17 protein-coding genes and 1 pseudogene are annotated in these 19,100 nt (G+C 61.7%); 13 read left to right on the forward strand and 5 right to left on the reverse strand.

The window, feature by feature from the left end; translation table 11 throughout:
- From N6G83_RS21000 to N6G83_RS21015, 4 genes are all read left to right on the forward strand, one after another.
- A complete protein-coding gene (locus tag N6G83_RS21000; RefSeq protein ID WP_260515906.1) occupies positions 1 to 924 on the forward strand; it encodes a 3-hydroxyacyl-CoA dehydrogenase family protein in 924 nt (307 codons plus the stop codon).
- Between the two features lie 42 nt (positions 925 to 966).
- Positions 967 to 2,361 (forward strand): GntP family permease, encoded by a 1,395-nt coding sequence (locus N6G83_RS21005; protein ID WP_197759250.1) that lies wholly within the window; start codon positions 967 to 969, stop codon positions 2,359 to 2,361.
- A gap of 12 nt (positions 2,362 to 2,373) precedes the next feature.
- The gene (locus tag N6G83_RS21010) at positions 2,374 to 3,144 is read left to right on the forward strand and encodes a 3-hydroxybutyrate dehydrogenase (protein ID WP_049294783.1); all 771 of its coding nucleotides are present in this window, start codon (positions 2,374 to 2,376) and stop codon (positions 3,142 to 3,144) included.
- A gap of 371 nt (positions 3,145 to 3,515) precedes the next feature.
- Entirely contained in the window at positions 3,516 to 4,652 is a 1,137-nt protein-coding gene (locus tag N6G83_RS21015; protein ID WP_025305156.1) for a porin, read from the forward strand.
- Between the two features lie 34 nt (positions 4,653 to 4,686).
- On the opposite strand, the gene N6G83_RS21020 is transcribed toward N6G83_RS21015, so the two are convergent.
- The gene (locus N6G83_RS21020; RefSeq protein ID WP_025305157.1) at positions 4,687 to 5,508 is read right to left on the reverse strand and encodes an AraC family transcriptional regulator; all 822 of its coding nucleotides are present in this window, start codon (positions 5,506 to 5,508) and stop codon (positions 4,687 to 4,689) included.
- 121 nt (positions 5,509 to 5,629) lie between these two features.
- Between N6G83_RS21020 and N6G83_RS21025 the strand changes: the two genes are divergently transcribed.
- From N6G83_RS21025 to N6G83_RS21035, 3 genes are all read left to right on the forward strand, one after another.
- Positions 5,630 to 6,007 (forward strand): hypothetical protein, encoded by a 378-nt coding sequence (locus tag N6G83_RS21025; protein WP_260515904.1) that lies wholly within the window; start codon positions 5,630 to 5,632, stop codon positions 6,005 to 6,007.
- A 10-nt stretch (positions 6,008 to 6,017) separates the two neighbouring features.
- Positions 6,018 to 6,893 carry a helix-turn-helix domain-containing protein gene (locus N6G83_RS21030; protein ID WP_127146467.1) on the forward strand — a complete coding sequence of 292 codons (876 nt, stop codon included), beginning with the start codon at positions 6,018 to 6,020 and terminating at the stop codon, positions 6,891 to 6,893.
- Between the two features lie 232 nt (positions 6,894 to 7,125).
- Positions 7,126 to 8,046: a L,D-transpeptidase family protein gene (locus N6G83_RS21035; protein ID WP_038878352.1), complete on the forward strand. Its 921-nt coding sequence runs from the start codon at positions 7,126 to 7,128 to the stop codon at positions 8,044 to 8,046.
- A gap of 318 nt (positions 8,047 to 8,364) precedes the next feature.
- Here N6G83_RS21035 and N6G83_RS21040 read toward each other — a convergent pair whose 3' ends face one another.
- The gene (locus N6G83_RS21040) at positions 8,365 to 9,012 is read right to left on the reverse strand and encodes a hypothetical protein (RefSeq protein WP_038630178.1); all 648 of its coding nucleotides are present in this window, start codon (positions 9,010 to 9,012) and stop codon (positions 8,365 to 8,367) included.
- Positions 9,013 to 9,131: 119 nt separating this feature from the next.
- Between N6G83_RS21040 and N6G83_RS21045 the strand changes: the two are divergent.
- The 6 genes and pseudogenes from N6G83_RS21045 to N6G83_RS21070 form a co-directional block, all read left to right on the forward strand.
- Positions 9,132 to 9,317: pseudogene (locus N6G83_RS21045) on the forward strand (helix-turn-helix domain-containing protein); the annotation flags it as partial.
- Positions 9,318 to 9,562: 245 nt separating this feature from the next.
- The gene (locus N6G83_RS21050) at positions 9,563 to 9,970 is read left to right on the forward strand and encodes an ExbD/TolR family protein (RefSeq protein ID WP_049207797.1); all 408 of its coding nucleotides are present in this window, start codon (positions 9,563 to 9,565) and stop codon (positions 9,968 to 9,970) included.
- A gap of 1 nt (position 9,971) precedes the next feature.
- On the forward strand, positions 9,972 to 10,718 hold the full coding sequence (locus tag N6G83_RS21055; RefSeq protein WP_033636946.1) for an energy transducer TonB: 747 nt from the start codon (positions 9,972 to 9,974) through the stop codon (positions 10,716 to 10,718).
- A gap of 39 nt (positions 10,719 to 10,757) precedes the next feature.
- Complete coding sequence (locus N6G83_RS21060) at positions 10,758 to 13,001, forward strand: TonB-dependent receptor family protein (protein WP_025305166.1); 2,244 nt, start codon at positions 10,758 to 10,760, stop codon at positions 12,999 to 13,001.
- 46 nt (positions 13,002 to 13,047) lie between these two features.
- Entirely contained in the window at positions 13,048 to 13,698 is a 651-nt protein-coding gene (locus tag N6G83_RS21065) for a MotA/TolQ/ExbB proton channel family protein (protein ID WP_025305167.1), read from the forward strand.
- Positions 13,691 to 14,941 (forward strand): phospholipase D-like domain-containing protein, encoded by a 1,251-nt coding sequence (locus N6G83_RS21070; RefSeq protein ID WP_260515903.1) that lies wholly within the window; start codon positions 13,691 to 13,693, stop codon positions 14,939 to 14,941. Before N6G83_RS21065 ends, N6G83_RS21070 begins: the two co-directional genes overlap by 8 nt.
- A gap of 34 nt (positions 14,942 to 14,975) precedes the next feature.
- On the opposite strand, the gene N6G83_RS21075 is transcribed toward N6G83_RS21070, so the two are convergent.
- From N6G83_RS21075 to N6G83_RS21085, 3 genes are all read right to left on the reverse strand, one after another.
- Positions 14,976 to 16,085: a P1 family peptidase gene (locus tag N6G83_RS21075; protein ID WP_197837255.1), complete on the reverse strand. Its 1,110-nt coding sequence runs from the start codon at positions 16,083 to 16,085 to the stop codon at positions 14,976 to 14,978.
- A gap of 2 nt (positions 16,086 to 16,087) precedes the next feature.
- Positions 16,088 to 17,464, reverse strand: coding sequence for an APC family permease (locus N6G83_RS21080; protein WP_025305170.1), 1,377 nt, complete (start codon positions 17,462 to 17,464; stop codon positions 16,088 to 16,090).
- A gap of 126 nt (positions 17,465 to 17,590) precedes the next feature.
- Complete coding sequence (locus tag N6G83_RS21085; RefSeq protein ID WP_260515902.1) at positions 17,591 to 19,099, reverse strand: CoA-acylating methylmalonate-semialdehyde dehydrogenase; 1,509 nt, start codon at positions 19,097 to 19,099, stop codon at positions 17,591 to 17,593.
- Position 19,100 lies beyond the last annotated feature (1 nt).

Consider the following 19,100-nt stretch of genomic DNA (forward strand, 5'->3'; position numbering starts at 1 on the left):
ATGCAGTCATCTGACTATGCGGTACTGGGCGCCGGACTGATGGGGGTGGGCATCGCCACCCACTTTATTCGCCACGGCCATGAGGTGCTGCTGTATGAACCGGATCCGCAGCGCCGGGAGGAAGCGCCGGCGGTAGCGAGCGGCATTCTGGCCGAGCTGAGCGACGTCGGGCAGTTTGATCGCGGCGAACGCGAAGCGGCGCTGGCGCGGCTGCGCGTGACCGGCGATCTGAACGCGGTAGCGCACGCCCGGCTGCTTATCGAGGCGATCCCGGAACGGCTCGAGCTGAAGCACGCGCTGTATGAGCAGTTGGAAGGGCTGATCGCCGACGACGCGGTGATTGCCAGCAATACCAGCGGCCTGCCGCCGGACGAGCTGGCGGCGCGCATGACCCATCCGCAGCGGCTGCTGATCGCCCACTTCTGGCACCCGCCGCACCTGATCCCGCTGGTGGAGATCGTGCCCGGCCGCGCCACCGAGCCGCGCCATCTGGCGGCGGTGCAGGCGCTGCTCGGCGGGATGGCGCTGGAGGCGGTGCTGCTGGAACGCGCCGCGCCGGGGTTTGTCGGCAACCGGCTGCAGTTTGCGGTGCTGCGCGAGGCGCTGCACATCGTCCACAGCGGCATCGCCAGCGCTGAAGTGGTGGATCAGGTGATGCGCGCCTCGCTGGGGCGGCGCTACGCCATGGTCGGCCCGCTGGAGGCCGCCGACATGACCGGGCTGGGGACGGTGGCGGACATCGCCCGCCACCTGTTCCCGGAACTGGCGACCGGCGACGAGATGATGGCGCTGGTGGAACAGCGGCTGCAGCGCGGCGATATCGGCCAGCGCAGCGGCCAGGGATTTTATCTTTGGGATGAAGCGCGCAGGGAACGCATCCAACGGCGACGGGCGCATCAGCTGCGCTTTGCGCTGAAACCGTAATTTCGCACGCTGTACCTGACAATAACAACGATAGCGAGGTGCCTGATGAGCGTTTTGATTGCCCTGGCAGCACTGGGATTACTGATGCTGGCCGCCTACCGCGGCTACAGCGTGATTTTGTTCGCCCCGATCGCCGCGCTGGGCGCGGTGCTGTTGACCGATCCCGGCGCGGTGGCGCCGACCTTCACCGGGCTGTTTATGGAAAAGATGGTCGGCTTCGTGAAGCTCTACTTCCCGGTGTTCTTGCTGGGGGCGGTGTTCGGCAAGCTGATCGAGCTGTCCGGCTTCTCCCGTTCGATCGTCGCGGCGGCGATCCGTATTCTCGGCCGACGCCACGCCATTCCGGTGATCGTGCTGGTGTGCGCGCTGTTGACCTACGGCGGGGTGTCGCTGTTCGTGGTGGCGTTCGCGGTCTATCCGTTCGCCGCCGAGCTGTTCCGCCAGAGCGGCATCCCCAAGCGGCTGATCCCGGCCACCGTAGCGCTCGGCGCCTTCTCCTTCACCATGGACGCCTTGCCCGGCACGCCGCAGATCCAAAACATCATCCCGACCAGTTTCTTCGGCACCAATGCCTGGGCTGCGCCCTGGCTGGGGCTGATCGGCTCGCTGTTCATCATCGCGGTCGGTTTGCTGTATCTTGAACGCCAGCGGCGCAAGGCGCAGCTGAAGGGGGAGGGTTACGGTACCGATCTGCTGAACGAGCCGGAAACCCCGGACGACATCAACCTGCCGAACCCGCTGATCGCCATCCTGCCGCTGATTTTGGTCGGGGTATTCAACCTTGGCTTCACCCATTGGATCCCGCAGTGGTACGGCGCCAGCCATGAGCTGACGCTGCCGGGGCTGGCCAAGCCCATCACCACCGATGTGGCGAAGATCACCGCCATCTGGGCGGTGGAAGCGGCGCTGGTGTCGGGTATTCTGCTGGTGGTGGTGTTCGGCTTTCGCAATATTCGCGGCCGGCTGGCGGAAGGCAGCAAGACGGCGGTCGGCGGCGCAATTCTGGCGGCGATGAACACCGCCTCCGAATACGGCTTCGGCGCGGTGATCGCCGCGCTGCCGGGCTTTTTGGTGCTGTCGCAGGCGCTGTCGGCAATCCCCAACCCGCTGCTGAACGAAGCGATCAGCGTCACCCTGCTGGCCGGCATCACCGGTTCGGCCTCCGGCGGCATGAGCATCGCGCTGGCGGCGATGTCCGACAGCTTTATCGCCGCCGCCCATGCGGCACACATTCCGCTGGAGGTGCTGCACCGGGTGGCCTCGATGGCCAGCGGCGGCATGGACACCTTGCCGCACAACGGCGCGGTGATCACCCTGCTGGCGATCACCGGCCTCAGCCACCGGCAGGCCTATGGCGGCATCTTCGCCATCACCCTGATCAAGAGCGCCGCGGTGCTGTTCGTGATCGGCGTGTTCTACCTGACCGGCATTGTTTAAAGGAGCGATACCATGAGTGTACAAGGCAAAACCGCGCTGGTGACCGGCTCGACCAGCGGCATCGGCCTCGGGATAGCATCCGTGCTGGCCGCCGCCGGCGCACGCGTAATCCTCAACGGCTTCGGCGACGTGGAGCAGGCGCAAGCGCAGGTCGCGCAGCTGGGCGCCGTGCCGGGGTATCACGGCGCCGATCTCGGCGATGCGGGCCAGATAGCGGACATGATGCACTATGCCGAACGCGAGTTCGGCGGCGTGGATATTCTGGTGAACAACGCCGGCATTCAGCACGTGGCGCCGCTGGATCAGTTCCCGGTGGAGAAATGGAACGCCATTCTCGCCATCAACCTGTCGGCGGTGTTCCACACCTGCCGATTGGCGCTGCCGGGGATGCGCGAGCGCAACTGGGGGCGCATCATCAACGTGGCGTCGGTGCACGGGCTGGTGGCGTCGAAAGACAAGTCGGCCTATGTGGCGGCCAAGCACGGCGTGGTGGGGCTGACCAAGACGCTGGCGCTGGAGACCGCGCGCACGCCCGTCACCTGCAACGCCATCTGCCCCGGCTGGGTGCTGACGCCGCTGGTGCAGCAGCAGATCGACAAACGCATTGCCGCCGGGACCGATCCGCAGCAGGCATGCGATGAGCTGTTGGCGGAGAAGCAGCCTTCGCAAGCGTTCGTCACGCCTGAGCAGCTCGGCGAGCTGGCGCTGTTCCTGTGCAGCGATGCGGCGGCGCAGGTGCGCGGCGCTGCCTGGAACATGGACGGCGGCTGGCTGGCGCAGTAGTGAATTCTCTCTCCCGGAGCGCGCAACGCGCTCCGTCGTTATTTCCCGCCTTTAGTTAATTCCCCTGCGTGACGGTTTACCTGCGGCAATAATATTTATTTGTTATTTGCTATCTTTATTCCCGGATAATCACGCCGGGTTATTTTGGATAAAAGATGCGGATTGGTTTATTTCGTGCTGCGGTTATTACATTGTTTTTCTTCGCGTTACAGATGAACACGTTTATGCTGAAAATAAAGCCAACCTGGAATAATGGCAGATTATGACGTGAATTTTTATATCTTGCGTGCGCTGTTTACATCGGGTAATTATTTCCGCGTGGCTTAAGACCACCGTGTTTATAACAATAATTTTTTCGGGCAGGGGTAATAATGAGAAAAAATACAACGCCAATATTCATTGGCGGCGTCTTGCTGTCGGCGTTATCCGCCGGCGCACAGGCCGAGATCACCATTCTGGATAAAAACCCGCAGAGTAATGTGTTGCTGGCGCCGCTCAGTTTAAAGGTGGGCGGCAGCATTCGCCCCGAGTGGATCTTCAATAACGGCCCGGAGCCGGGCTATGACAAAAACGGCCACGACGGCGGCACGCGTTTTCGCTTCAGCGGCGACTATGCGCTGACGCAGGACACCTCGATCATCGGCTATTACGAGTGGGGCGTGGATCTTGCGCACGCGCTCAGCTGGGACGGGCACTATAACGAAGACGGCAAGCGCGACTATCAGCGCCAGCTGTACGCCGGTTTCAAGGACGATCGTTACGGCACCCTCACCTACGGCCATCAATACGGCATCTATTATTCGGTGGTCGGCATCAAAAGCGACGTCTGGGATAACGATGGCCATGCGGGCGGCACCGGTATCGGTATTTCCGGCGACTACGACGGCGGCAATAAACCGAAAAACAGCATCAAGTACACCAATGATTTCGGGCCGGTGACGCTGTATGCCAACTATTTATTGCCGGAAGACGATCTGCACACTGCGGATAACCTGATTTACCGCCGCAAGGGCGGAGGTGGGTTGGGCTTCGATTACAAGGTGACGAAAGACTTCACCTTCAGCGCGGCCTACAGTTATACCGATGCGAAGATCAAAGACAATCTGTACAGCGAAAAGGATTATCACCAGCAGCTGTCCGGCACCGCGTTGACCTGGCAGCCGAACAACTGGTACATCGTCGGCACCGCCAGCTATTACAAAGACTATGTGCCGAGCACCCGCCAGCGCACACTGTCGCACTTCTTCGCCGGTGACGGCTACGGGCTGGAAGGTTTTGTTGGTTACACCTTCAATATCGACAAGCCGTTCCTCAAATCGATCCAGCCTTACGTGGCGGCGGACTCGCTGCGGCTGAAGGGTGACGAGGCGTATCACGCCAACCACGTTTACCTTGGCGCGGGCACCACCATTGGTTACGGTCTGTCGGTGTATGTGGAGCGCACGCTGGCCAACAGCAGCGACAACGAGCCGGACTCCACCTGGATTACGGTGTTCTACGACTTCTGATCCACCTCTTGCCAGGCCGGCATACGCCGGCCGTTCACATGCTGATCGCGCCGCCCAGGGGTTGCCCGGAGGCGTTGCGCTCCGCCAGATAACGCGCCGGCGGTTTGCCCACCGCCTTTCTGAACATGGTGACGAAGCCGCTGGCGCTTTCATAGCCCAGATCCAACGCTACCGTCTGTACGCTCTCGCCCTGCGTCAAGCGCTGCAGCGCCAGCATCACGTGCAGCTGGCGCCGCCAGTGGCCGAAGCTCATGCCCATCTGCTGTTGCAAGGTGCGGCTGAGGGAGCGCTCGCTCATGCCGATGCGCTGCGCCCACTGCCCGAGGGTGGATTTGTCCGCCGGGCAGCTCAGCATGCCTTCGGTCAACTGCCGGATGCGCGCGTCGTCTGATACTGGCAGGTGCAGATTCTCGATCGGCGCGGCCACCAGTTGATCCAGCAGTACCGCCGTCAGGCGCCCTTCGGCGCCCTGTTCGTCATAGAGCGGCTCGAAGGTGGTGGCCTGCAGCAGCAGCTCGCGCAGCAGCGGCGAGACCGACAGCGTGCAGCAGCTTTGCGGCAAGCCTGGGACGACGTGTTGATCGACGAACAGGCAGTAAGCTTCCGTTGAGCCGGCGCCTTGGGCGTTGTGCAACACGTTGCCCGGCATCCACAGCGCGCACTGCGGTGGCACCAGCCACAGGCCGTTTTCCACTTCGCAGCGGATCATGCCGCGCACGGTATAGATCAGCTGCGCCTTTTGATGACGGTGCGGCTCGACTTCCCAGTCCTGTTCGATAGTGGAACTCTGTACGGCGAACAGCGGGCGCGGCACCTGATCGATATCGAGATTGCGGCGAGGGATCTGTACTTTCATGAGAACAATTCTCAATTTGGCGGAATTGAAAAGTATTATGTCCTGATTGCGCAATGTGGTCTAGCGTCGGTGCCGATAAAGTAAACGCCAGTCCTAAAACCCTTTCGCGAGGAAACTGATTATGTCACTCGATACCGCCACTTTTCCGCTGGTGTGGATGCGCCGAAACGGGCGCGATACCCAGGCCGAGCTGGCTGAATTCAGCGCGCTGTTGGCGCGCGCCGAACCCTTTGTCTTGATGACCGACCGCAGCGTCGGCGATGAAGGTGAAGAGCACGATCGCGATGCCCGCACCCTGGTGGCGCTGTGGAAACGCGATAACCGCGAGGCGCTGAAGCAGTGGGTGAAAGGCATGATCATGCTGGAGCCGGACGACGCCAAACGCGCGGCGGCGGAAGAATTCGCCGAATACGGCGCCAAATTCTGGGGTTATCCGATACTGGTGGCCACCGATGAAGCCACAGGCCAGATGCTGGCGCAGACATTACTGAGCAAATAAGGGGAATACCATGCACCAGCAACAGGTGATTGAACAGCTGCTGGCCTGGATCGAGCAGAGCCTGGATCAGCCGCTGACGCTGAACGACATTGCCGCCAAGTCCGGCTACTCCAAGTGGCATTTGCAGCGGATATTCAAGCAGCATACCGGCCATATTCTCGGCACTTACGCGCGCCGCAGAAGGCTGACCGCCGCCGCGCGCGAACTGCGCCTGACCGGCACCAGCGTGGCCTGCATCGCCGATACTTACCAGTTCGATTCACAGCAGACCTTCACCCGCTGCTTCCGCAAGCAATTCGGTTTGCCGCCGGCCAGCTATCGCCGCAGCCAGGATTGGTCGAGCTATGGCCTGCAGCCGCCGCTGCGGCTGACCGAAGCGCCGTTGCCGCAGGCCGACATCGTGACGCTGCCCGCCATGCAGCTGGTGGGCAACACCCAGCGCCGCAGCTTCACGCTGGGGCAGTTGGCGGACTCCAAGTGCGAGCTGCGCCGCCATGCCTGGCGGCAACTGCTGCGGCCGCAGGCGCTGCCGGAGGTGGTGTACGGCCTCACCAGCCTGGAGGTCGACAGGCAACGCCGGGGCTATCCGCGTATGGCGTATACCGCCGCTTTGCCGGACGAAGGGGCGATGGGGGAGCGGGTGACTATCGAACAGGGAGAGTATGCCCGTTTCACCTATCAGGGGCAGGCGGAAGGGTTACAAAACTTTATTGTCCGATTGTATGACACTGCCATGCCGCAGATGAGCGCCATCCGCCGGCCGGGGCAGGATATCGAGCGTTTCTACCCGGCGCAGGAGGGCTGTTGCCCGCTCGGCGGCGCGGCGATCCGCTGTGAATATCTGATCCCCATTCGGCGGGGGGAAGCGTTGGCCGCCGCCAGTTAGGCGGCGGTTCTCGCAAAAAATCGCCTTCGTGGCGCGTCAGGTTACAAAAAATTGCGATATTACATCGGTAATGGTTCACACTTTGATTGATGTGCACATATAATGCGCATCCGGTCAAACCCCCCTGGCTTTTCAGGCCGCAGCGCCGTTGGCTGTCGGCTGAAATTCAACGGGGTAAAGTGGCCGTAGAAACCGATATCCCTAATCGCCAGTGGCCTTGACCAACACGAAGATGAAAATGAGCATTCGCGCGTTATTAACCCTGTTTACGGCACTGGTTGCTTTCAGCCAGGCTGCCTTCGCCGTCGTTTACCCGTTGCCGCCAAAAGACAGCCGTTTGGTGGGCGAGAATATCCAAATCACCGTACCGGAAGACAGCAAACTGCCGCTGGAGAGCTTCGCCGCCCAGTATCAGATGGGGCTGAGCAACATGCTGGAGGCCAACCCGGGCGTGGATCCGTTCCTGCCGAAGGCCGGCAGCACCCTGACCATCCCGCAACAGCTGATCCTGCCGGACGCGCCGCGTGAAGGCATCATCATCAACAGCGCCGAAATGCGTCTGTACTACTACCCGAAAGGTTCCAACACCGTCGTGGTGCTGCCGATCGGCATCGGCCAGCTGGGTAAAGACACCCCGCTGAACTGGACCACCACCGTGCAGCGCAAGAAAGACGGCCCAACCTGGACGCCGACCGCCAAAATGCGCGCCGAATACGCGGCTGACGGCGAAATCCTGCCTGCGGTGTTCCCGGCCGGCCCGGACAACCCGATGGGGCTGTATGCGCTGTATGTTGGCCGCCTGTATGCCATCCACGGCACCAACGCCAACTTCGGCATCGGCCTGCGCGTGAGCCACGGCTGCGTGCGTCTGCGCGCCGACGACATCAAGTACCTGTTCGAGAAAGTGCCGGTCGGCACCCGCGTGCAGTTCATCAACGAACCGATGAAAGCCACCGTCGAACCGGACGGTTCGCGCTACGTGGAAGTGCACAACCCACTGTCGGCCAACGAAGAGCAGCTGCAATCCAAGGATCCGGTGCCGCTGACCATCTCCGCGCCGGTCGGCAAAGTGTTGATGGACGCCGGTGTTAACCAGAGCGAAGTGGACGCGGCGATCAAGGCCCGTTCCGGTATGCCGGTGAAAGTGAACTGAAAGCCTTCCGGTCTCAGTGAAAATACCAAGAAGGCGCCTGCGGGCGTCTTTTTTTATGCAGTTTTGATAGGGACTCAATTGAGCGTAGGCGCAGTTTGTAGAACGCTCTACGCTTGCTCTAAACGCCATCATGGAACTTCATGGCTATATAATAGATGAAGTAGGCCAGAACAAACCCAATGCAAGAAAAAATCGCATAAACAATATGATATGAAGAGTCGGAGAGCAGCGTGAAATAGGCGATGCATAGCAAGGTCATGGTGATGACGGCATAGCTAATCCCTATGATGACTCTTGATATGAGCACTGAAAAAACCTTCATTTCGACACCTTTTCAAAAAATAGCTCGGTAATGCGGTCAAACTCGCCTCTGTTTTTTCGCCAAATCTCTATCGCTTGTTCAAATGGCTTTGTTTTGGGTTCTACCAGAAAATATAAGAGATCCAAATTTCCCGCACGCCTTAAGTTATCGTAAATTTCAGGGTTTCGCTGTCGTAACTGGCGTGAGGTATGGATTGCTCTTGAGTTCATAGCTCCGAGGGTCAGCAGTGACGTTAGGGCATAACCTGTTGCGAGGCGAATAACCACCCGTTCGGAAAGCACCGCCCCTAAGTTAACCATCAGAACCTGATTGCTTACAAACCTGCCTGCAATTTTCCCGGATCCTTTTTCAACCCATCTTTTGACTTTATCTACATCGACTTTTTTCAGATATTCGTCAACGACAAGTTTAACGATTTTGGTCAGTGAGTGTTGGTTAGCAAGTCCAGCTTTAATGAGGCGAAGCATTCTTTCTGTGTCATATCGATTTATAGAGCGGTTATCTGTATTGATAAAATCATATGCCAGGTATCCTATATCGACGGGAAAGGAGATAGCCCCTTCGATGAAACCGCCAAAGAAATTACTTTTTGAATTTACAGCGTTCGCCATCTCTTGGGCGATTTCCTTCGCACCTTTTGCCATGACTCAATTCCCTTTTGCTTATCGTCCGGTGACAGTCTACTCAACAGAACTGCCTTTCTCTATACGGAAACTACTTATTCGATTTGCTGAATTGTATCGTAATCGTAGGGGGCGTTGGATTGCAGCCCCAGGAGATCAAAGCGTTGCGCGAGCAGCTATGTTTAAGCCAACCGGTTTTTGCCCGTTATCTGAATACCAGCGTGTCGACCATACAGAAATGGGAGACGGGGGTGAAGCGGCCGGGCGGCGTGTCGCTTAAGCTGCTTTCGATCGTACGCAAGCACGGGCTTGAGGTCTTGTTGTAGTGACCGTTTGGGCTGTCACTATTCTCACATTATCCTCTCTGGCTTTGGCTCTCTGAAATGCCCGAATCGCAATTATTCCAATAAAAACTATCGCTAATTAATAAGTTATATCTTCTCCGTTATCGCCTGCCATTGAAAAAATTCTCGCAAAAAAAACCACACTGTGAAAATAAGATCACACAAGCGTAACAAAAGGTAAACATACCCCTCCTATATTGGCTGCTTCGCTTTTGGGAGGGAGTGTCATGCGTAACTGGAACGAACCGAAAAAGAACAAAGCGCACATCGAACTGATCCCGATGATCGACGTGATGATGTTTTTATTGGTGTTTTTCGTCTTGATTAGCCTGAACGTCATTCCGGCGCTCGGGCTGAAAACGCAACTGCCGTCCGCCGGCAGTGCGCAGCAGCTGAAACCGCAGAAGAAAGCGATTATCACGCTGGGGGCCGACGAACAGCTGCAGCTGGATGGCCAGCCGATCGCGCTCGGCGCGTTGGTCACTACGCTCAAGCAACAGCAGCAGGCCAACCAGACCACCACCATCATCGTCAACAGCGACAAGGGCGTGGCGGTCGAGCGGCTGGTGGCGGTCATGGACAACCTGCGCCAGGGCGGTTTCTTCTCCGTCTCCATCGCGACACGGAAGCTGTGACATGTATCTGCTCTATCGCTCACGTCATCTTTTCAGCTGGCTGCCGGCGCTGATTGTCGCCGGTTGCCTGCTGTTCGCCAGCCAGCAGGCGGCGCTGAAGATCCAGCCGCGCTACGACGAAACTGCCATCGAACTGGCGCTGGTGGAGCCTGAACCGGCGCCTGAACCTCAACCGGAAACGCCGCCGGAACCTCAGCCCGAACCGCCGCCGCCCGAGCCGGAGCCGATCCCCGAACCGGTGGTGCCGGCGCCGGAACCGATCGTGGAAGCCAAGCCGGTGCCGAAACCGCAGCCGAAGCCGAAGCCCAAGCCGGTAAAAGAGAAAGCCAAACCGGTAGAGAAACCTAAACCGACGCCGGCGCCCGCCGCGCCGCGCGCGCTGGTCAGCAAACCGGCGGCGCAGCCCGCACCGGCCGCCCCCGCGGCGCCGAAGGTGAACGCTCAGGCGATTGAAAACGGCTATCTGCTGGCCTTGCGCCGCGAGCTGGAACAGCGCAAGCGCTACCCAAGCGGGCGTCAGGCCTCACTCGAGCGCCCGCAGGGCAACGTCGAAGTGTGGCTGGAGGTCGATCGCAGCGGGCGGGTGCTCTCTTCCGGCATCGCCAACAAAGCCGCCAGCATGCTGCTGAACCGCGCGGCGATGAGCAGCCTGCAAAGCATCAGTTCAGTGAAGCCGTTCCCGAGCGAGGCGTTCGCCGGGCAAACAACCAAAAGATTTACCGCGACGTTCAATTATCAGGCGCCTTAGCGCAAGGGTTAATCGTTTGATTTTTATGGGATGCACACAATGAAATCGTTTAATCGTTCTGGGATCTATCTGGCGGTGATGTCGGCGATGCTGCCGGGCGCCGCGCTGGCGGCCGACGCCACCGATGTCGGCACCATCAGCGTCAAGGGGCAGTCGCTCGGCGGCGGCATGATGGTGCAGGATGACAGCGCCAAGGCGCGTTCTACCGTCACCAAAGAGGCGATGGATAAAATGCCGTCGGCGGCCAACGCCATCGACAAGCTGAAATACACGCCGGGCCTGAACGTCAACAGCAACGACGCCAGCGGCCTGAGCGGCGTGGACTACACCATGCGCGGCATGAACTCGGATCAGATCGGCCTGTCGATGGACGGCATTCCGATCAACGACTCCGGCAACTACGCGGTATACCCGAACCTGCTCGGCGATGCGGAAAACCTGGAGGAGGTGTTCGTCACCCAAGGGTCTTCCGAAGCGGACGGCCCGCACATCGGCTCCAGCGGCGGCAACATCGGCCTGGTGACGCGCCGCCCGGCGAAAGACTTCGGCGGTTTCGTCAAGCAAACGCTGGGCAGCAACAGCCTGAGCAAAACCTTTGCCCGCCTGGAGACCGGCGAGTACAACGGCTTCAGCAACTGGTTCTCCTATTCGCACACCGAGGCGAAGAAGTGGCGCGGCGAGGGGCGACTGTATTCCGACAAGTTCGAGATGAACTCGCTGTACGAAGACGGCAACGGCAACAGCAGCAACCTGGTGATGAAGTACAACCGCCAGAACAACACCAACTACAACACTCTGAGCAAGGCGCAGTTCCAAAACGACGGCCGTGACACCGACTACGTCACCACACCGGAGTACAACAGCAAAGGGCAGTTGAACAAGTACTACAAGATTGAACGCAACCCGTTCGAAACCTTCACGCTGTCGTTCACCCAGAAGCTGCAGCTGCGCGATAACCTGTCGCTGACTCTGCAACCGTATTACTACTGGGGCAACGGCGGCAGCTTCAACGGCCAGACGGCCTCGGTGCTGTCCAGCACGTCGGACAAGGCCGGGCAGTATGACCTCAGCAACCTGCAGTCCAACACCTATTACCGCCCGTCGTGGACCCAAACCTGGCGGCCGGGCATCACCACCAAGCTGAAGTGGGACATCAACGATCAGCACAGCCTGGACATCGGTTACTGGTACGAGCGCGCGCGCCAGCTGCAGACCCAACCGTTCATCAGCATCAAAGATGATGGAAATCCGGCGCAAATCTCGGGCAAACCGGGCGGATCCGATCAGGTGAAGGACGCCAACGGCAATACGGTGCAGGGGCGCAACCAGTACACCATCACCCCGGCGCAGAAGGTGTGGCTGCAGGACACCTGGTTCGCCACGCCGGACTGGACCTTCGTCGGCGGCCTGGCCTATCAGTACGTGGAGCGCAAAGGGGACAACCGCGGCAGCCTGTACAACGTGCCGGAGAAGCGCAAAGCCACCTATCACGAATTCCTGCCGAACTTCAGCGCCAGCTATAAGGTGAACCAGGAAAACCAGGTGTTCTACAACCTGACGCGCAACATGCGCACGCCGCCAAACTACGTGCTGTACAACGTCGGCGACTCGCTCAGCACCAAGCCGGAACTCAGCTGGAACCACGAACTGGGCTGGCGTTTCCAGCAAGAGGACATGCTGCTGAGCGCCACGCTGTTCTACATGCGCTACAGCGATCGCCAGATCTCCACCACCAACTCGGCCGGCGATTACGAGATGATGAACATCGGCAATGTGGAGAACAAAGGGCTGGAGCTGGAGTGGAGCGGCCAACTGCCGCATAACTTCAACTACTACACCTCATATACCTATACCCAATCGAAGCAGAAGAGCGACATCGTCAGCAACGGCGGGCAGCCGCTGCCGACCTCCGGCAAAGAAGTGCCGAACGTGCCGAAAAACCTGCTGAACATGACGTTGGGTTATGACGACGGGCTGTATTACGGCAGCGTCAGCGGCAAGTACGTCAGTGCGTTCTACGGCGATCTGACCAACGACGAGAAGATCGGCGGCCGCACGGTGTTCGATCTGGCGGCGGGGGTGCATCTGCCCGTGGACAAGAAAATCGTCAAAAGCGCCGCGCTGCGCTTTGGCATCAGCAACCTGTTTGACAAGGAATACCTGACCTCGGTGCGCACCACCACCTTCAACGCGGCGCCGTACGGCGGCGTGAAGGCCAGCACGCCGTATTACAACGTCGGCGAAGAACGCACCTTCAGCGTCTCGCTGGAAGCCACCTTTTAACTGAATACCCCGCCGCCTGCCCGGCGGCGGGGAAGAGGAGCCCTGTATGGACGCCAATCTGTTGCACGACATTATTTTCTACGTGATGTACGCCGCGCTGGCGATCGCGCTGGTGATCATCATCGAACGCACGCTGTACTTCGCCTATACCCAACGCCAGGCGCGCCGGCTGGAGCAGGCGCTGACGCCGGACGTGCGCCGCGCCGCCGATCTACCGGACGAGCTGACCCAGCGCAACAGCTTGCCGATGGCGGTGATCGCGCCGGTATTGGCGCAGAAGCACCGCGCCGGCGATCGTGAAACGATCGGCGATCTGATCGACGCCCAGTACCTGCTGAGCAAGCCGCCGATGGCGCGCGGCCTGTGGCTGCTGGAAACCGTGGTCACCGCCGCGCCGCTGCTGGGGTTGCTCGGCACGGTGATGGGGATCATCGAAACCTTCAAGGCGCTGGCCGCCTCGGGGGTGTCCGAGCCGAGCCTGGTGTCGGCCGGGATGGGCACCGCGCTGTACGCCACTGGCCTCGGCATCGCCATCGCGCTGCTGTGCCTGGTGGCCAACAACTTCCTGCAGAGCCGCATGGAGCGCATCAACGAGCTGCTGAAGGTGCTGCTGATCCGCGCCGGTCAGCCGACCAGCCGCCCGGAGAACGGCAGCGGCGAACAATGGGTTGACAGCGGAGCGCCGCGCTATGCCTAATGGCCATCCAGTACGGCGGCCGCTCGGCCGCCTTTATGCGGCATTGTGGAGCGGTTGTTTGTTGATGTTGAGCCAGAGCGCTGCGGCGCGTTTTGCGATTCCCGGCTATGAGCTGGTGTACACCGCGCCGGTGGAAACCGCGCTGCAGGCCGACGACCTGCGCAACACCGCCGAGGTGTGGCGCGAGATGTTCGACGCGGCGAAAACCCGCATCGACCTGGGGCAGTTTTACGTGGCGAATCAGGACGGTTCGCTGCTGGACGGCGTGCTGCAGCACCTGAAGGCGGCCGGTGAGCGCGGGGTGAAAATCCGCTTTTTGGTGGAAGAGAAGGGCATTCGCATTTCTACCGCCGAAACGCTGGAACAGCTGAAGGCGATCCCCAATCTGGAGCTGCGCATCATTCCTTACCAGAAGCTGAGCGGCGGCATCCTGCACGCCAAATATCTGCTGGTGGACGGCGAGCAGGCGTTTGTCGGCAGCCAGAATTTCGACTGGCGCGCGTTGGAGCATATTCACGAAACCGGGCTGCGCATCAGCGATGCTAAAGTGGTGGGGCAGATCCAGGCGATCTTCGAACAGGACTGGCGGGCGCAGGCGCTGTTGGCGCAGGATAAGCCGGTGCCGGCGTTGCCCGATTCGCCGCCGACGGCGCAGCCGCAGGGCAACTATCTGGTGGCCAGCCCGCGCGCCTACAACCCGGCGGGCGTGCTCGATTCGCAGGCCGAGCTGCCGCGTCTGCTGGCCGGCGCCAAACGGCGGGTGCGGGTGCAGGTAATGGACTACGCGCCGCTGTCGTTTGGCCTGGAGCGCAGCCGTCCCTTCTATGCGGTGATCGACAACGCGCTGCGCAGCGCGGCGGCGCGCGGCGTGCAGATCGAGCTGATGGTGGCCAACTGGAACACCAAAAAGCCGGATATCGCCTGGCTGAAGAGCCTGGCGCTGGTGCCGAACGTGCAGATCAAGGTGGTGACCATTCCGCCGGCCAGCAGCGGCTTCATTCCGTTTGCCCGCGTGATCCACAGCAAGCTGATGACCATCGACGATGAGATTGCCTGGGTGGGCACCAGCAACTGGACCGGCGGCTATCTGGACAACTCGCGCAATCTGGAGCTGGTGATGCACAGCGCGGCGATGAGCGGGCGGTTGGACCAGCTGTACCAACAGCTGTGGAACAGCGTCTACGCCGTACCGTTGCGGCTGGATTACGACTATCCGACGCCCAAACCGGGCGGCGAATCCTGACGGTCAGGGCGCGTTAACCCGCGCCCCGCGTTGTTTACCGCCGCCAGCCGGCCTTCTCCAGCGCCGTCACCAACTGTTCGGCGCTTAACCCTTCCGCCCGGTGGCCGTTGCCGCTGACGGTATTGGCCGCCAGCAGCGCATTGACGATCGCCTCTTCCACCGCTTCCGCCGCCGCGGCGAACAGCGCCGAAATGTAGTCGTTGTTCACCATGCGCAGCGGTGTGGTGAAATCGCCTTTATTGGCGTAGTCGGCGGGCGGCAGGCCGTCGTTGCCGGTGGCGAAGGCGATAAAGATATCGCCGCTCGAATCCTCGGTGCCGCCGCCGGTGCGGGCGATGCCGATGCTGGCGCGCTGCGCCAGCCGCGCGCACTGGTGCGGCAGCAGCGGCGCGTCGGTCGCCAGCGCCACCACGATGGAGCCCATGCCGGGATGCGGCAACTGCGGCGTGAACGGCGAGGGGATATGCCCCAGATGCCGGCCCACCGGGTAACCGCCGACCAGCAGCGACTCGCGCTTGCCGTGGTTGGCCTGCACGATAGCGCCCACCGTCCAGCCGCCTTGAGCGGCAGGCAAGCGGCGCGAGGCGGTGCCGCTGCCGCCTTTGAATTCATGGCAGATCATGCCGCTGCCGCCGCCGACCGCGCCTTCCTGCGGCAAGCCGTCCTGGGCCGCCTGCTGCGCCTCGCGCACGTGCTCGGCCTTGACGTGAAAGCCGTTGATGTCGTTGAGCAGGCCATCGAAGGTTTCCATCACCACCGGCATATTCCAATACACCGCGTTGTCGCCTGCGGGCAGCGCTTCACGCTCCAGCGCGATCAGCGCATCGCGCACCACGCCCACGCTGTGGGTGTTGGTGAAGGCGATCGGGCTGGTCAGCAGGCCCGCTTCGCGCACCCATTCCAGGCCGGTGGCGTCGCCGTTGCCGTTCAGCACGTGCACGCCGGCGAAGCAGGGCGCGTGGCGGGCGGAGCCGGGGCGCGGTTCGATCACCGTCACGCCGGTGCGCACGCTGCGCCCGTCCGCCAAGTCGGCATGAATGCTGGCATGGCCGACGCGCACGCCGGGCACGTCGGTGATGGCGTTCAGCGGGCCGGGCGTGCCCTGGCCGATGATGATGCCCAGATCCTGAGCGCGCTGCGTCATGGTTATTCTCCTTCTATTGAGGGGGCGGCGAGGGGCGCCGTCTGGCGGCCGCGCAGATGGTTCAGCGCCAACCCGAAGCCGATGATGCCGGCAATGATAATAAAGTCTTTCAGGCTGCTGGCGATCAAAATCGTCCACAGCACGTACAGGCAGCACAGCAGCGCCACCACCACCGGCAGCGGCCACAGCGGCATCAGGTACGGGTGGTGGAAGTGGCGGCGACGGCGACTGATCAGCGCCGCCACCGCCATAATGATGTACACCAGCAGCAGCAGGATCACGGTGAACGAGGTCAGCGATTCGAGATCGGAGCAAAACGCCAGCAGCGCCGACGGCACGCCGAACAGCAGGGTGGCGATCCAGGGGGTGCCGAAACGCGGGTGGATGATTTTCAGCGCCCGGTTGAACGCCGGCAGCCAGAAGCCGTCACGTCCGCTGGCGAACATCATGCGGCTGAACTGCGCCACGATGGCGATAATGGCGTTGAACACCGACAGATAGATTGCGCCACTCACCACCCGCGCCAGCGTCGGGCCGCCGAGCTGGGTGACCACATAGCCGACCGGATCGGCCTGTTTGGCCATCTCCGTCAGCGACGGCGAGCCGATCAGCAGGGCGGTGAACGGCACCAGTTCCACCAGCACCACGATGACCAGCGTCAGCATGATCGCGATCGCCATCGGCCTGCCCTGTTCGCGCATGTCTTCCGCCATGTACACCGCCGCGCCGTAGCCGTTGTAGGAGAACAGCGCGACCCCGACCATGGCGACGATCAGCGGCAGCGACACCGGCGCCAGGCTGCCCTGCGCGTCCAGCATCACCGGCGCGGTGAGGATCTCCGTACTCTGATGCGGGTGGCTGAAGCCGAGCCAGGCGATCAGCGCCAGCACCGCCACTTCCACCACCAGGAAGGCGCCGGTCAGCAGGGCGTTGGCTTTGATGTTGAAAATGGCGCAGATACCGCCGACCAGCACGGTGAGCATGCCGGCGGTCGAGGCGTCGAATTGGGTGCCCAGCGCGGTGTTCAGGTAAGGCACTGCGCCGGTGGCCAGCACCGCCGGCACGAACAGCGAGGCGCTGAGGATAAACAGGTAGGTCTGCAACCCGCACAGGGTGCCGAACAGGCGCTTGATGATGCTGTATTCGCCGCCGGCGCTGGGGTGTGCGGCGCCGAGCTCGGCATAGCACAACGCGATGGCGGCGGCGACGCAGGCGGCGATCAGAAACGACAGAAAGGCGCCGCTGCCGGCGTTGGCGATCGCCAGCGGCGCGATAACGAAGATCGAACTGGCCGGCGTCACGCCGGACGCGGTGATCATCACCACGTCGAGGACGCTGAGATTGCCTTTGAAGGTGTGTTCAGGGGCGGACTCTTTCATGGGATAACGACTCCATTAACGTGTGAGTGAGTTATTGTTTTGCTGCACAGGCTGTACGCAGGAATCAAATGGAGCGCGCTAAATGCCGGGGAGCGTTGCTCCCCGGAAGTTTATTGTTCTTATGTGTTACCCCTGCCCCGACGGAAAGCTGAAGCTGGCGCGGCGGGCATCGCCGGAGGCCGGCCAGCGCTGGGTCACGGTCTTGCGTTTGGTGTAGAACCTGACGGCGTCCGGGCCGTAGGCGTGCAGATCGCCAAACAGCGAGCGCTTCCAGCCGCCGAACGAGTGGTAGGCCACCGGCACCGGCAGCGCCACGTTGATCCCCACCATGCCGACCTGAATGCGGCTGGAAAAGTGGCGCGCCGCTTCGCCGTCGCGGGTGAACAGGCAGGTGCCGTTGCCGTATTCGTGGGCGTCGATCATGGCCATCGCCTCCGGCAGCGAGGCCGCGCGCACCACGCCGAGCACCGGGCCGAAGATCTCCTCCTGATAGATGCGCATGCCGGGCGTCACGCGATCGAACAGCGTCGGGCCGAGGAAATACCCCTGGCTGGGGCGGCCGTCGGCGCCGATCACGCTCAGTTCGCGGCCGTCCACCAGCAGCTCGGCGCCTTCGGCCACACCCTGATCGATATAGCCTTTTACCTTCTGATAATGCTGTTGGGTCACCAGCGGCCCCATGTCGTTGCGGTTGTCGCTGCCGGGGCCGACGCGCATGGCGGCCATCTGTTGCCGCAGCCCTGCGATCAGCGCGTCGGCGGTGCCGTCGCCCACCGCCACCACCAGCGGGATGGCCATACAACGCTGGCCGCAGGAGCCGAAGGCGGCACCCATCAGCGCGCCGACCGCGCCGGGGATATCGGCGTCCGGCAGCACCACCGCGTGGTTTTTGGCGCCGCCCAGCGCCTGCACCCGTTTGTTCTGGCCGCAGCCGGTGTGATAGATGTGCTCCGCCACCGGCGTCGAACCGACGAAGCTGATCGCTTTGACGCGCCCGTCATGCAGCAGCGTCTCCACCGCTTCACGATCGCCGTTGACCACGTTGAGCACCCCCGCTGGCAGCCCGGCTTCCGCCGCCAGCCGGGCGATATACAGCGCGGCGGAAGGCACGCGCTCGGAAGGTTTCAGCACGAAGGTGTTGCCGCAGGCGACCGCCATTGGCCACATCCACAGCGGCACCATCGCCGGGAAGTTGAACGGGGTGATGCCCGCCACCACCCCCAGCGGCTGAAACTCACTCCAGCTGTCGATGCCCGGGCCTGCCTCTTTGCTGTGTTCACCCTTCAGCAGTTCCGGCACATAGCTGGCGTATTCGATATTCTCAATGCCGCGCTGCAGTTCGCCCAGGGCGTCGCTGAGCACCTTGCCGTGCTCGGCGGTGATTAACTGGCAGATGGCGTCGGCGTGTTGCTCCAGCAGATCCTTGAGCTTCATCATGATGCGCGCGCGCTTCAGCGGAGGGGTATCGCGCCAGGCGGGATAAGCCTGTTCGGCGGCGGCGATGGCGCGCTCCACCGTGGCGCGGTCGGCCAACTGCACCTCCTGCGCCGATTGGCCGGTGGCCGGGTCGTAAACCGGCTGGCTGCGTTCGCCGCCGGCGGCGGGCTCGCCGTTGATCCAATGGGTGATGGTCATG

The organism is Serratia sp. PL7 (genome assembly GCF_945957435.1).

Bases quoted from the DNA above. Each gene is read 5' to 3' on its own strand.
- N6G83_RS21000 (WP_260515906.1), top strand. From the start codon at position 1: ATGCAGTCATCTGACTATGCGGTACTGGGCGCCGGACTGATGGGGGTG.
- N6G83_RS21010 (WP_049294783.1), top strand. From the start codon at position 2,374: ATGAGTGTACAAGGCAAAACCGCGCTGGTGACCGGCTCGACCAGCGGC.
- N6G83_RS21015 (WP_025305156.1), top strand. From the start codon at position 3,516: ATGAGAAAAAATACAACGCCAATATTCATTGGCGGCGTCTTGCTGTCG.
- N6G83_RS21020 (WP_025305157.1), bottom strand. From the start codon at position 5,508: ATGAAAGTACAGATCCCTCGCCGCAATCTCGATATCGATCAGGTGCCG.
- N6G83_RS21025 (WP_260515904.1), top strand. From the start codon at position 5,630: ATGTCACTCGATACCGCCACTTTTCCGCTGGTGTGGATGCGCCGAAAC.
- N6G83_RS21030 (WP_127146467.1), top strand. From the start codon at position 6,018: ATGCACCAGCAACAGGTGATTGAACAGCTGCTGGCCTGGATCGAGCAG.
- N6G83_RS21035 (WP_038878352.1), top strand. From the start codon at position 7,126: ATGAAAATGAGCATTCGCGCGTTATTAACCCTGTTTACGGCACTGGTT.
- N6G83_RS21040 (WP_038630178.1), bottom strand. From the start codon at position 9,012: ATGGCAAAAGGTGCGAAGGAAATCGCCCAAGAGATGGCGAACGCTGTA.
- N6G83_RS21050 (WP_049207797.1), top strand. From the start codon at position 9,563: ATGCGTAACTGGAACGAACCGAAAAAGAACAAAGCGCACATCGAACTG.
- N6G83_RS21055 (WP_033636946.1), top strand. From the start codon at position 9,972: ATGTATCTGCTCTATCGCTCACGTCATCTTTTCAGCTGGCTGCCGGCG.
- N6G83_RS21060 (WP_025305166.1), top strand. From the start codon at position 10,758: ATGAAATCGTTTAATCGTTCTGGGATCTATCTGGCGGTGATGTCGGCG.
- N6G83_RS21065 (WP_025305167.1), top strand. From the start codon at position 13,048: ATGGACGCCAATCTGTTGCACGACATTATTTTCTACGTGATGTACGCC.
- N6G83_RS21070 (WP_260515903.1), top strand. From the start codon at position 13,691: ATGCCTAATGGCCATCCAGTACGGCGGCCGCTCGGCCGCCTTTATGCG.
- N6G83_RS21075 (WP_197837255.1), bottom strand. From the start codon at position 16,085: ATGACGCAGCGCGCTCAGGATCTGGGCATCATCATCGGCCAGGGCACG.
- N6G83_RS21080 (WP_025305170.1), bottom strand. From the start codon at position 17,464: ATGAAAGAGTCCGCCCCTGAACACACCTTCAAAGGCAATCTCAGCGTC.
- N6G83_RS21085 (WP_260515902.1), bottom strand. From the start codon at position 19,099: ATGACCATCACCCATTGGATCAACGGCGAGCCCGCCGCCGGCGGCGAA.